The following is a 14,293-nucleotide window of genomic DNA, read 5'->3' on the forward strand; positions in this document are numbered from 1 at the left end:
ATCCACCAAATCCGACGTAACAACGGTTGAACGCCCTGACAGATAACGCACTCATGCTGCAGGTAAAAGCAGGTAATATGGATACGATGGGCTTGCTCTTCGAGCGCTATCATCGGCCCCTGTTCGGCTTCCTGTTCCACATGACCAGCCAGCGTGAAGCCAGTGAGGACATGTTGCAAACCGTGTTCTATCGGATGCTGAAATATCGCCATACATTCACTGGTGACGGTGAATTCCGAAGCTGGATGTACCATCTGGCCCGTAATGTACTGGTTGATTATAGTAAGCAGAACAAGCGTTCGGCCCATCAGTATGATTTGGCCGACGTAGCAGAGAAAATTGGTGGAGGACCAGCCGCCGACGAGCGATTCCAGAAAGAGCAGGAACTCGATACGTTGCATAAGGCGATGGCCAAACTAAGTCCTGAGAATCGTGAAGTACTGGTACTGAGCCGATTTCAGGAATTGAAATACGAGGAAATTGCGCGGGTACTCAACACAACGGAAGGAGCGATTAAAGTGCGGGTGCATCGGGCAATGAACGAGTTAAAGAAAATTTACTTAACGCTGGAAAATGGCAACGCAACCTATAAACTGTGAACAGGCAAACGAACGGATAACCGACTGGCTCAACAACCAGTTGCCCGAGACCGACCGTGTTGCTCTGGAAGCGCACCTGAAGGCGTGCCCAGCCTGCGAGACGGAAGCTAATTCGGTTCGGCAGCTTTGGCAGCTCATGGGCAACGTACCCACGCCTGAGCCAGGCGAAACGGCACGGGTCCGGTTTCAGGCAATGCTCGATACGTATAAGGATACCGTTACCACTGAGCAGGAAAGTGTCGTTGATAATCTGCTAGCAAAACTCCGGCAACTTTGGGCACCGAAATATGCGTTCAGACTCGCCTATAGTTTAGTTCTGTTGATTATTGGCGTAGCAACTGGCTACTGGTTTCAACGTTCCAATACGCCCGCTCTAGCGTATCAGCAGCAAATCGATACGTTATCGACGCAGGTTCAGGAAATGCGTCAGATGATGATGCTCTCGTTACTGGAAAATCCAGCAGCCTCAGAACGACTTCGGGCAGTAAGTTATACCGAAGAAATCAATCAGGTCGATGACAAAGTGGTTGACGCCTTGCTGACAACACTCAACAACGATGCAAATGTGAATGTCCGGCTCGTTACGCTGGAAGCACTGGCGAAACTGGCTGATAATCCGACCGTTCGAGAAGGGCTGGTGCAGTCGATTACCCGACAGGAGTCGCCGTTGGTGCAGTCGGCACTAGCCGATGTGATGGTGAAATTGCAGGAGAAACGATCCATTAAACCCCTTCGGCAATTACTCCGCGACGATAAGCTGAATCACTTGGTCAAAGGCAAAATCGAGCAAAGCATCCGGGAGTTATCCTGACTATTAGAAAGATAAAAGAGACAAGACACAAGAAGAAAGACGTAAAATAATCGCTTACAACAGGCCATCAATTCAATCTTTCGACTTTACTCTTTCATCTCAATACAAACAACCCAAATTCAAACAAATGCTATGAAACCTTTCCTAATCCCCGTACTGGCGGGGCTAGTACTTTCCTGTGCCCATTCGCCAGCCAATGCTCAGGAATTTAATGAGCAGATACGCAAAGAGTTTACCGTATCAAAAGCCCAAAGCGGTATGCTGGCCGTCTACAACATCAACGGCTCTATCAATGTCGAAGGGTATTCAGGGGATAAGGTTATTCTGGAAATCAACAAATCGATTACGGCCAAAACCAATCAGGATCTCGAAACGGGAAAGAAAGAATTCCAGTTGAAGGTCGAGCAGAATGGCGACAGCATTATCGCTTACATCGCTGAACCGTTCGACTCGCGCCCAAACCGGAATAACAACAGAGATCGGAACTGGCACATCGACTATGAGTTCAATCTCGATTATACCATTAAAGTGCCTAACCAGATGAACCTGGCCGTTTCTACAGTCAATCACGGCAACGTAACGGTGAAAAATGTAACGGGATACCTGAAAGCGCGGAACGTAAACGGAGCCATTGCGCTGAACAACATAAAAGGCACAACGGACGCGCATACAATCAACGGAAACGTCGATATTGACTACGTAGCAAATCCGCCCGAAAACTCGTCGTACTATACCCTCAATGGCAACATTCGCGTAACGTATCCCAATAATCTGTCAGCTGACCTGCAATTCAAGACGTTCCAGGGAAGCTTTTACACTGATTTCCCGAACACCGAAGTATTGCCGGTACAACCCATCAAAACGGAGCAGAAAACCGCCGGTGGTACGGTTTATAAATTAAACAAAAACACGGCCATCCGAATCGGAAAGGGTGGCAAAACACTCAAGTTCGAAACTTTCAACGGAAGTATTTACATTAAAAAGCAATCCTGATGAAAACGCATAAATTATCAATTGGAATCCTGTTTATCAGCCTTTTGACTACCGGTTCACTTCTGGCTCAGAATGACGTAAAAGAGCAGTTGGTGGTTCCGTTAAGCGATCCTGGCAAACCCGGTACGTTACGGGCCAGCTTAATAAACGGGTCTATTCACGTAGTGGGTTATACGGGCAAAGACGTTGTTATCGACATCGTTTCGACGGCAAATTCACGGCAGGGCAAACGTAACGAGAGCGACGAGAAAGCTAGTAACGGTATGAAACGGATCAACGCAGGAAACCCACTCGATGTCAGTGCCCGGGAAAAGAACAATACAGTCAATGTAGAAGTGAACTCCATACAACAGTCTGTCGACCTGACGATTAAAGTACCCCAACAGTTTTCACTACGTATTGGCACCATCAATCACGGCGAAATCACCGTCGAGAATGTCAATGGTGAACTGGAAGTGAATAACGTAAACGGCGCCATCGAACTCAATAACATCTCCGGTTCAGCGGTGGCCAATACGGTCAACGGTGCCGTAAAAGCTACGTTCAAGAGCGTCAGTGCCGATGCGCCAATGGCGTTCTCGACCCTCAATGGCAATGTCGACGTAACGTTTCCGGCCTCAGCTAAAATGAACGTCAAACTCAAGTCGGATCGAGGTGACGTTTTCACTGACTTTGATATTGACGTTGACAAAGGCCCGTCCAGGGTTAGCCGCACGAATCAGAACGGAATGTACCGGGTTAGCATCGACGAATGGGTTCAGGGTAAAGTGAACGGTGGCGGTCGTGAGATCATGATGAAAAACATGAACGGCAATATTTACGTCCGCAAAGCGAAGTAAAGCTTATTTAGATAGAGCAACAGTTTATAGGACCATACGATTGTGCGCATTCATTCACTACTTATCGCAGGCTGTTTCGTTACGTTAACCATGGACTTGGTGTCTGGGCAAGTGAGTTCACCGCCAACGAATAGCAGCCAGAATATTATTTCAAAAACCGCCATACAGCAACTAGGAAGGGCGTTTATTCAGGAGAAAGCCCACGTTGGTTTGTCGATCGGTGTTATTCAAAATGGGAAGACCGCTTTCTACAATTTCGGTACAACGCAGAAAGGAAAAGACCAGCCACCTACCGAACACACGATCTACGAGATCGGGTCGATCAGCAAAACATTTGGGAGTCTGCTACTGGCGAAGGCTGTTACCGAAAAGAAAGCTAATCTGGATGACGACATCCGGAAATACCTCGACGGCGACTATTCAAATTTAGCCTACCAGGGCAAGCCAATAAAGCTGGTTCACCTGACGAACTGGACCTCTGAACTTCCCGATAACCCCGGTCGGTTCAAACGGGCCAATTCAGATTCAATTCCGTTTCTGATCGTGAATGAGTTGAGTCATTACACGAAGGCGGATTTTTTCAACGATCTAGACGCCGTTACGCTCAAGGCGGCTCCTGGCCAGAATCCGCGCCATTCCAACGTAGCGGCTCAGTTGGTGGGGTACATTCTGGAGAAAATCTATCAGATGCCTTACCAGGAGTTAATTAGAACAGAGATTGAACAGCCCCTCGGTATGCACAGTACGTTCGGTTCGGAGACCCCGGCAGATTCATTTGCCATTGGCTATGATGGAAAGGGTATTCAGATGCCCGCGTTCACGATAAAAGCGATGCAGGCGGCCGGTGGGCTTCGCTACAGCGCGGCTGACCTGCTGAAATACGCAGCTTATCAACTGGATGAACGGAACAAAGTCGTACAGCTGAGCCATCAGCTAACCTGGGGAAACGTTGAAAGCCTGGCGCTGGCGTTGAACTGGTTTCTCCACAAAACCCTCGACAGCAAACGGCAGGTAGAACACTCCGGTGGTACGTTTGGCTTTGCCAGTCTCTGCGATCTGTATCCCGATCAGAAAGTGGGCCTTGTACTGCTCGCCAATAATTCGGATCAGTCAACGCAGGGCCAGCTTCAGGAACTGTCGGGCAACATCATGAACGTCCTGTACGGGGAACCGATTGCGCTGACACGTCTAAACGACGAATTGAAAAAGCGAGGCTATGCACAGGTTATCGACGTAGTGAAGGCCGTGCGCAAAAAACACCCCGAGCTTCACCTGAGCGAAAATTATGTAAATAGCTGGGGTTATAAGCTAGTTGGGCAGAACAAATTACAGGAAGCACTTGCGCTTTTTAAGCTAAATGTCAGTCTGTATCCCAAAGCCTGGAATACCTACGATAGCCTGGCGGAACACTATGAGCATATGGGTAACCGGAAGCTCGCTGTCGAGAATTATAAGCGTTCGCTGGCCCTGAACGCTCAGAATACCAGCGCCATCGATTTCCTAAAAAAAGTGGGCGCAACGCCCGGCAACTAGCTTGTCGCTGACGAACGGAACGCAGCCTTCATAAGGCGAAGCAAGCAACCTGTTTACGCCGAACGGCATCTACTGGCTGTGCGTAACCACCAAATCCTTTTCCAAACAATTCAATTGCTATGAAAGCCTGGCTTATCTCCGCTCTCTTTATGTTTTCATCGGAGTTTATTTATCCGAAGCGCTCTACGGCTACAATAGCTATACTTCCTCCCGAAAAAGCGTCGACGGATAATCCATTGCAAAAACCGATCGATTTCATCGTTGAGGAGGCTGCTCAGCAATTCATGACCGTACCACAGACTGTAGGGCTCTCGGTAGGCATTTTTAGAGATGGTCAGACGCACATTTACAACTACGGCGAGGTCGAAAAAGGCAGTCAGCAACTCCCAACTGGCCAAACGATCTACCCAATCGCTTCCATCACCAAAACCTTCACAGGGGCTTTGCTGGCACAGGCAGTCGTAGAAAAGAGGGTAAATCTGGGCGATGACATTCGTAAGTACCTGCCCGGCGCATATCCAAATTTAGCCTACCAGGGTCAACCCATCCGGCTCTTTCACCTGATTAATCATCGGTCAGGCTTACCGTTTCTGTTGCCGGATCGCCCGGACGCGTTTGCCAACACAACGATACCGTCGTCGGCGATTGCTACCGAACTTTTGCAGAACTACACCCAGCAGGATTTCTACACGGATCTACGTAATGTCAGGCTCGATAACACGCCCGGTTATACGTTCAGGTACTCCAACACAGGTGCTCAGTTGCTCGGTTATATTTTAGAGCGAGTGTATAAACTACCTTTCGAAGATCTCGTACGTCAGAAAATAACGGAGCTACTGGCCATGAAACGCACAAGCATTACGTTGCCTCCCTCCGACCAGACGAGTTGCGCGCCTGGATACAACTGCGACGGTGTTCAGATGCCGTCTATCCCCGATCAGCTTCAGGGAGCCGCTGCCCTCAAATCGACCGTAACGGATATGCTGAAATACGTTCAATGGAACGTAGCCGAACAGACAGAAGCCGTGAAACTGACCCACCGGTCAACCTGGGGCGATTCAACTCGGTATTCGGCGGGGCTTAACTGGCAAATACTGCACTCATCCGGTTACCGAGCGATCTGGCAGGATGGCAACATTCCCGGTTTCAGCAGTTTATGCGTCAATTATCCCGAACTGAACATGGGCATCGTTATCCTGTCCAATGAATGCGACCGATCGACAGCTTCCCGCATTACAGCACTGGCAAACCAAATCGCGAAAGCAGTCGACGAACGGGCTGTTACGTTACCGAATTAAATACCCCAACCCAACCCCGTAAAGCTAATCTTGCAGGAGTTTTGCAACAGCTCCATGGGGCGACCTGTCAACAGAAAACCGGTCACCCAACCCACTTCAAGCGCCGTAGGTGCAACCCAAATGTTGCAAATTAGGACGCACCTACGGCGCTTGGAGGATATGACTAATCCTCTTAGCTATTAACAGGTCGCCCCCATGGGCTAGTAATGACCTGGATTTACTTTCTAATAAAACTTATACAAGATTAGCCTCTCCTATAGGCTAAATAAATGATTTACTCCCCGCCCCCGTAGAGATGGGTTGGGGGTGAGGTAGCATTCGCTACGTAATAACTGATTTACCGTTTGCTCAATGGATGTTTCCCTCTTCAAACCGCTTGCCGACAAAGGGGGTGAACTCTAAAGCAAATCAATACTATGTCAGTTAGTACGTATCGTTACCCAAATCGGGTGTCTTATTTTTCCACTCAACTCCTCATCAGTCTGTTTTTATTGGTAGCCTTAACAGCCACCGCCCAAAGTAACTGGATCGCGCGAAGGCCGTTTAACCTGAGTGCAATCACCTATAAAACTGGACTTTTCATCGGTGTAGGTACTGACAATACCGTAGCGATTTCTACCAACGGAACCACCTGGATGAAATCGCTGATCGGTACGAATTACCAACTCAACGGCGTAACGGCTGGCTCGCCCGTTACAGGCGTTGTAGCAGTGGGTGTGAACGGAATCATCTTCGGTAGCTCCAACGGGGGTTATTCCTGGTCCTCGAAAGCGTCGCCAACGACCAAAACGCTAAACGATGTCACGTACGGCGGCTCCTTATACGTAGCGGTAGGCGAAAACAGTACCATTCTGACCTCATCCGAAGGCAACACCTGGACTGTCCGTTACGCGAATACGCCCGTTCCTGTTGCGTTGCGGGGGGTTACGTACAGTGGGAGTCAGTTCGTTGCAGTAGGGTATGGCGGAGTTATCTTAACCTCGCCAAACGGCATCAGTTGGACGATGCGTCAGACCAATTCAGGGGCGGCCTTAGAAGATGTTGCCTACGGAGCGGGTAAGTACGTAGCGGTGGGAGGGTATCCATCCAACGCAAAACTGATTTCAACCGATGGGATTACCTGGACCACTCAGTTACCAGCCACAGGCACTGACTATAATCTGTATGATATTACGTATGGCAACGGCCAGTTTGTTGCGGTGGGTTATTACGGGACTGTTCTAACCTCGCCGAATGCCATCACCTGGACCAAACGATACCTTGGTTTAATCGAAACCATGCAGGGCGTTGTTTATGCCAATAATCAATTTATTACGGTCGGGACCAGCATTCGCCGATCAACGGATGGAACTGTCTGGCAGGCAACCAACGCACCCGATGGGCAGAGTAACTTGACCAGTGCAGCTTATGGAAACGGACGGTACGTCGTCATAGGAAACAGCTACAGTAGCACATCAAGTGCACAGGTGCTGATTTCGACCGATGGCGTTACGTTCAACCGAACCGAATTTCCGACCTATCCAACGCCGAGTGATGTGGTGTTCGGACAGAATTTATTCGTTTCAGTGGATTACTACGGCAATATCTTATCATCACCGGATGGGGTCACCTGGACCTTTCGTAAACTGGGCAGTAGTTTCAAAGCCATAACTTACGGCAAAGGGAGGTATGTGGCAGTGGGTACGGGTCAGGCCATGGTGTCGACCGACGGTTTGACCTGGACGCCATCGCCCCCACTACTCTCTGTAAACTTTCAGGACATCGCTTATGGAAATGGTCTATTTGTAGCCGTTGGTGTCAATGGAGCTATTTATACGTCGCCCGACGGGCTAACCTGGACGAGCCGCGTCTCGAACACGACCAACACATTACGTGGAATCGCCTACGGTAATGGCTATTTTGTTGCGGTGGGTAGTGGCGGAGGTAACGTCCGTCGGTCGACCGATGGCTTCACCTGGACGGGTAGCGGCAATTCGTCGGGAGCCAATACGGGTAGCATTACGTTCGGGAACGGTCAGTTCGTGATTGCGGGCAATACGTCCATTATGACGACACTCGATGGATTGAATCCAGTGCCTAAAAGCACTCCAAGCTCTATTGGTAATCTGAATACGGTTCGTTGCCTGAACTGGCAGTTCGTAGCCGTTGGCGAAAACGGCACGATCCTTACATCGATCGCCGATCCAATGCCGTTTACCGTATCGGGCGCAACACTCTCAAGCTGCGATGTAATGAGACCGGGCACCCAATATTCGCCCGAAATACGTGCTGTTCGCTTCATGCCGGAATACTCAGGCACCTTCACTCCGCCAATGAGTTTTTCCGTAACAGGACTACTACAGCCAACCACAAATCCTGATGCTATTATTTACCCAGCCGTTGATAATCCTGTAGTCACCATCGTAGCCTGGGATTCGCAGGGTCGTACGGCAAGCTTTGCCTGGAACTGGTTATCACGTTGCAGTAATGGTCTGCGAAAAGCGGCCGAAGAAGTCAGTAAACTACAGGTGGTGGTATTGGGGAATCCTACACGTAACGAAACTGTCGAGGTGGAAATCAGCGGAGTTGTTGATGAATCAGTCAGTTTGGATGTCGTCAATGAACAGGGCATACTGGTGAGTCAACAACGAATCGAAAAGGAAAGTATTCGTGAGCGGCATCACATACAACTGGGCCGGGCAACGGGTCTGTACGTACTAAAAGTGCAAACCCCTACTCAGGCACAGACCGTGAAGTTGTTGAAACAGTAACGAACAATCGTTCGTGTGCTTAATCGCACCACTGGTTTCGCTACGTCCAGACTATTAAATTGACGTTTTCCTGATGTCCATAAGTGAACGTAATACGTCCGGTTTCGGACGTATTACGTTCAAATTTTACTTACAAATACTTATACATCAGCCGATTATAGTCACTGGTATACTTTTTGAGCGATCGTTTTGCAGAAGGCAGAGGAGTAAGGCTCCTAACGGTTTATTGTCCCCATGCCCTTACTCCTATGCCCTAAGCCTATGCTCAACAATTATCTCAAAATAGCGCTACGGAATCTCTGGCGCAATAGACTATACAGTGTCCTGAACATTGGCGGTTTAGCGATTGGGCTGGCTGCCTGTTTGCTCATGGTGCTGTACGTCGATCATGAGTTTTCATTTGATCGGCATCATCCAAACGCAGATCGAATTGTGCGTGTAACAACCGACTTAAAAACGCCGGAATCGCCTTTGTCGATCGCGTCGAGCCCGATGTTATTAGCCCCTGTATTGAAACACGATTATCCTGAAGTTGAGACCGCCGTTCGGTTTCGACTTACCGGAGCGTTTGTCCGGGTGAAGGATAAACTGGTTAGTGAACTGGATGTGTACTACGCGGATAATGACGTTTTTTCCGTCTTCGCCTACGATTTTTTGGTCGGTAACCCTAAGCGGGCGTTGCTGAATCCCAATAGTGCTGTCGTTACGGAGAAGTTTGCCAACAAGTATTTTGGTCGGACAAATATTCTGGGAAAACCAATCGAGATCAATAAACAGACGTATCAGATTACCGGCGTTATCGCCAACCTACCCAGCAATTCAGATTTACCAATAAATGCGTTGCTGTCGAATAAATTTCCGATTACCACCGCTTGGCTCGAAGAAGATTTCCCGGCTTACACATTCGTTCTCTTCAAACATCAGCCCAATCTGCCCGATTTCAGGAAGAAACTGGACCAGATTGCTACGAAATACGTTACTCCGGAATTGTTGAAGCAGGGCGGCAAAGGTTACTCCGTCAGTTTCCCGGCCGAGTTGTTGAACGATGTGCACTACAGCCAGGGAAAAATAGCCGATACGCCCAAAGGCAATAAGCAATACGGTTATTTGTTCGCCTTTTTGGCCGTCTTTGTGTTGTCGATTGCCCTCTTGAATTACATCAATCTGATAACGGCCAAAGCCACTGAACGTGCTAAAGAAGTAGGAATTCGTAAAGCAACCGGCGCCCAGCGGAGTCAGTTGATACGACAGTTTCTGTTTGAATCATTTCTGCTGAGTGGTTTGGCGCTCATGCTTGCCATCTTCCTGTTACAGATAGCCATTCCCTTTTTCAATGAACTGCTAACGATTCAGTTACGGATTACCTGGCCCGATATGCTTTTGCTGAGTAGCGTCACCTGGGTCGTGATTACGTTGCTCGGCGGGTTTTACCCGGCCTTTGTCCTGTCGGGGTATCAGCCAGTAAGCGTCCTGAAAGGAAGGCTAAGTAGTTATGGGCAGGGGTTGTGGTTGCGGAAAACGGTCATTGTTTTTCAGTTCATGCTGGCCGTTGGCATGATTGCCGGTGTGCTCGTGATTCATCGGCAAATGGATTACCTGCAACACTACGACGTTGGTTTCACCAAAGAGCAAATCCTGAGTGTTTATTTACCCGACGATTCGATCGCGAGAGCAACCGCACCAGCATTGGCGAATACCCTCAAACAACGGAGTGAAATAGGCGACGTAACGCTTGGTTCAGGCTTAACAAATGGCCCAATGGCGATGGCATCGACGAACATTCTGACGAACGGAAAAAAGCGGGAAGTGATGAGCAATTACCTGTTTGTGGATGATAAGTTTCTTCCGTTGCTACGTATCAAATTAGCGGAAGGCCGCAATTTATCAGGCCAGATTAAAGCAGATGAAAAAGGTGGCTTTCTGGTTAACGAAGCTTTTCTGAGGTTAGCGGGCTGGAAAAAAGGACTTAATCAGACGATGGAAGGGTTTGGGCATAAAGGTAACGTAACAGGCGTGGTGAAGAACTTCAATTATCACTCGCTGCACAACCCGGTTGAGCCGCTGGTGATGGTGTATAATACGGTGCCTGCGACTAACATCATGCTGAAGGTGAAGCCGGTAGATATACCCCTTGTAAAAACGATCTGGCAGAGCCATTACCCGGCGTATCCGTTTGATTACGAGTTCCTGGATGTATCGTATGCAACAAAATACCGCAAAGACCAGCTTATGGCAACCGTATTCAACGGGTTTGCGGGATTAACTATCCTGGTATCCTGCCTGGGTTTATTCGGGCTCGCTACGTTAACCACCGAACGGCGGACGAAAGAGATTGGCGTTCGGAAAGTGCTGGGCGCTTCAGTTGCCAATGTCGTTACGTTACTCTCAAAAGATTTTCTGAAGCTAGTCCTGATCGCTATTGGCATTGCCTCCCCTCTGGCGTGGTGGACCATGAGCCGCTGGTTACAGGATTTCGCGTACAAAGCTGACCTATCAGGGTGGGTATTTGCGCTGGCAGGCCTGCTCGCCATTGTCATCGCTCTCCTGACAATTAGTTTCCAAAGTATCAAAGCTGCTTTAACGAATCCGGTGAAGAGTTTACGAAGTGAATAGCATAAAGGCGTAGGGTAACTCTACTCCCCTACTATAACCCTCACACCCTAACCTCATACGTGCATGTTGCGCAACATTTTCAACACCGCCTTTCGTAACCTCTGGAAACACAAACTGTTTTCCTTTATCAACGTATTTGGTCTGGCGTCAGGCATGTTGGTTTGTCTGCTGGCGATGATCGGGATTAAAGGTGCTTTTGAGTACGATTCCTTTCATCCAAACCCCGACCGAACGTATCGCATCCTGACCGATGTCACAACCCAAACGAATGATGAACAAGGGTACGCTACGTCGCCGATGCCGTTGGCAGATGCGTTGAAGAAGCAGTATCCGTTTGTTGAAGAAGCTACGCGGGTTGTCCGGAATTATGGTGATTTTACGGCTAACCGGAAACAATTACCGCTGATTTTTAGCAGCGTTGACCCGGGGTTTTTCCGTATTTTCGGTTTTACGTTAGCCAAAGGACAAGCGGCCATTGCTCCCCAAAGCGTAGTGCTGACGCCGAAAACCGCCGAACGTTTTTTTGGTACAGCCAATCCAGTTGGTAAACGTATCGACCATACACAACTCGGCGCTTTAACCGTTTCCGGAGTTCTGGCAGAGCCGCCCGCCAAAACGCACCTTGATTTCGACATGCTGGTGTCGATAGCTACGCTTACGGGTTCCGACTGGGTACGCTCACAAACCAACTGGGGGCAATACACACAGGGGTACACCTATGTTTTGCTCAAACCGGGAATTTCGGCTCCAACGCTGGATGAGATATTACCGTCGCTGGCGGCCCGCGTCACGAAAGGAATTCGATTCACCAGCGAGAAAGGCTATACGTTCCGCAGTCAATCGCTGAGTCAGCTTACGCCCGCCAGCGAGGAACTGATGCTTGGGACCTATGAACCTACCATCGGCAAACTAATAACCGAGATGGCCGTCGGGTTGCTGACGCTGTTACTGGCCACGTTCAACTACATCAACCTGACACTGGCCCGCTCACTGAGCCGCGCCCGCGAGGTAGGAATCCGGAAAGTATCGGGCGCGCTACGTTGGCAACTGATGGGTCAATTTATGGCCGAATCCGCCTTTCTGTCGATACTGGGGCTTGGGCTGGCTTATGGCATGCTTCAGTTGGTGAAACCTATGCCGTTTGTGCAGCAATGGCTAATTGGTGGGGTTGAGTGGGAACAGGACATTCGGGTATGGCTGGTTTTCATTACGTTCAGCCTGGTAACGGGGCTGCTGGCGGGTATCCTCCCTGCCCGGATTCTATCGGGATTTCAACCGGCGCAGGTGCTACGTAGTCAAACGGGTATTCGTGTTTTTCGGAGCATCACTCTTCGTAAATCGCTGATTGTCGCTCAGTTTGCCATTTCTTTATTTTCCATGATTACGCTGCTTGGCATGGCCCGGCAACAGCATTACATGGGAACGGCCGATTATGGCTTTCAGCGAGACAACATCCTGACAATTCCGCTGAATGGGTTTCCGGCCAATCGGTTAGCAACCAGCCTGAATCAATTGGCGGGCGTTGAACGCGTAACGGCTACGGCAGCCCTGTTCGGCGATCATGGCGGAGACTGGCGGATGATTTATCGGCAGCGAACGGGTGGCGATTCGGTGGTTACGGATGTCTTTGCCACAGATTCTCATTTACTGCCAACTCTTGGCCTGACGTTATTGGCCGGTCAGAACATCCTGGCGTCGGTTTCCGACTCAGCCTCACGCCTGGTTCTGCTGAATGAAGAAGCCGTTCGGACACTGCGGCTGGGCGAACCGGGGGCTGCCGTCGGACAAACGCTCTGGCTAAACGACAGCATCGACGTACAGGTAGCGGGCGTGGTGAAAGATTTTCAGTTCACTACGTTAGTCTGGAAAATACGACCGCTCATGCTACGTTACCAGCCTACCCACTTTCGGTATCTGAACGTAAAAGTAGCCACTGGAAATCCAGAAGCCGCCAAAGCCGACATTGCCCGGATCTGGAAAAAGCTCAATCCGTATGAACCGTTCGCCGGAGTATGGTACAACGATTTCCTCAGCGATCGGCACAGCCATACCGACGACATTTCGTTTATGGGCCTTCTGCTTGGTCTGGCCATTTCTATTGCCTGTCTGGGGTTGCTGGGCATGGTTACCTACACAACCCAGTTACGTACCAAAGAGGTAGGCATCCGCAAGATAATGGGTGCGCGCATCGACCAGATTATCTGGCTGTTATCCTGGGATTTTCTGAAGTTATTACTGCTTGCCGGCGCCATTGCACTGCCGTTGGGCTATCTGGCTACGCGTTTCTTTTTAATGACGTTTGCGTATCATATTTCGGTGGGTATGGGCATGTTAAGCCTTTGTTTCGGAACGATGCTCCTGCTGGGCGGGCTAACCATCGGCTGGCGAACATACCGAACGGCTCTGACCAACCCAACCGATAGTTTACGAAGCGAATAAGGCAATCCCTGCGCTCGGTCCACTGCAAGATTTTAACCCTAAAACACTATGTCATACATCGCCATCCCCATCTCCTCGATGCCTGGTAAGCAGGACATCGAAATCGACGTAACCATCAATGGACAGAAACAGGCGTTGCACTACCGCGTCGAACTGTTTTACTGGGGCGACTGCCACGTTCCAACTTTCGACCGGGTTGAATGCATTCAGCAAATGCTGGCTGGTTACGATCGGGATTGGAGCCTTTACTACATTGGTGCACCAAACGATGAGTTCGTCCCTATTACGTTTGTCAAAAAAGAAGATCTGGCCAAACAGCGGAAGTTGCTGATGGCCAGATAACTACGCCTGATCTTCTTTGCGGTTAAACACGCACTATATTTTCACATACACTTTTCCGGATCAGCCTACTCGCCGA

The 14,293-nt window shown here is 49.5% G+C and carries 10 protein-coding genes; all 10 read left to right on the plus strand.

Annotated elements, in window-relative coordinates; all coding sequences use genetic code 11:
* Positions 1-53 precede the first annotated feature (53 nt).
* The 10 genes from IC230_RS01725 (at position 54) to IC230_RS01770 (ending at position 14,217) form a co-directional block, all read left to right on the plus strand.
* On the plus strand, positions 54-599 hold the full coding sequence (locus tag IC230_RS01725; RefSeq protein WP_191037838.1) for an RNA polymerase sigma factor: 546 nt from the start codon (positions 54-56) through the stop codon (positions 597-599).
* A complete protein-coding gene (locus IC230_RS01730; protein WP_191037235.1) occupies positions 574-1,410 on the plus strand; it encodes a zf-HC2 domain-containing protein in 837 nt (278 codons plus the stop codon). Before IC230_RS01725 ends, IC230_RS01730 begins: the two co-directional genes overlap by 26 nt.
* Before the next feature lie 132 nt (positions 1,411-1,542).
* Positions 1,543-2,403 (plus strand): DUF4097 family beta strand repeat-containing protein, encoded by an 861-nt coding sequence (locus IC230_RS01735; RefSeq protein ID WP_191037236.1) that lies wholly within the window; start codon positions 1,543-1,545, stop codon positions 2,401-2,403.
* Positions 2,403-3,242: a DUF4097 family beta strand repeat-containing protein gene (locus IC230_RS01740; protein WP_191037237.1), complete on the plus strand. Its 840-nt coding sequence runs from the start codon at positions 2,403-2,405 to the stop codon at positions 3,240-3,242. The genes IC230_RS01735 and IC230_RS01740 overlap by 1 nt, the downstream gene beginning before the upstream one ends.
* Positions 3,243-3,284: 42 nt before the next feature.
* Positions 3,285-4,775: a serine hydrolase gene (locus IC230_RS01745; protein WP_191037238.1), complete on the plus strand. Its 1,491-nt coding sequence runs from the start codon at positions 3,285-3,287 to the stop codon at positions 4,773-4,775.
* A gap of 119 nt (positions 4,776-4,894) precedes the next feature.
* Positions 4,895-6,073 carry a serine hydrolase domain-containing protein gene (locus tag IC230_RS01750; protein ID WP_191037239.1) on the plus strand — a complete coding sequence of 393 codons (1,179 nt, stop codon included), beginning with the start codon at positions 4,895-4,897 and terminating at the stop codon, positions 6,071-6,073.
* 416 nt (positions 6,074-6,489) lie between these two features.
* On the plus strand, positions 6,490-8,823 hold the full coding sequence (locus tag IC230_RS01755; protein WP_191037240.1) for a T9SS type A sorting domain-containing protein: 2,334 nt from the start codon (positions 6,490-6,492) through the stop codon (positions 8,821-8,823).
* A 261-nt stretch (positions 8,824-9,084) separates the two neighbouring features.
* Positions 9,085-11,436, plus strand: coding sequence for an ABC transporter permease (locus IC230_RS01760; RefSeq protein ID WP_191037241.1), 2,352 nt, complete (start codon positions 9,085-9,087; stop codon positions 11,434-11,436).
* A gap of 63 nt (positions 11,437-11,499) precedes the next feature.
* Entirely contained in the window at positions 11,500-13,875 is a 2,376-nt protein-coding gene (locus IC230_RS01765; RefSeq protein WP_191037242.1) for an ABC transporter permease, read from the plus strand.
* Positions 13,876-13,923: 48 nt separating this feature from the next.
* Positions 13,924-14,217 carry a hypothetical protein gene (locus IC230_RS01770; protein WP_191037243.1) on the plus strand — a complete coding sequence of 98 codons (294 nt, stop codon included), beginning with the start codon at positions 13,924-13,926 and terminating at the stop codon, positions 14,215-14,217.
* Positions 14,218-14,293: the final 76 nt, after the last annotated feature.

This window comes from Spirosoma validum (assembly GCF_014699035.1).
In the GTDB taxonomy this organism is placed as follows: domain Bacteria; phylum Bacteroidota; class Bacteroidia; order Cytophagales; family Spirosomataceae; genus Spirosoma; species Spirosoma validum.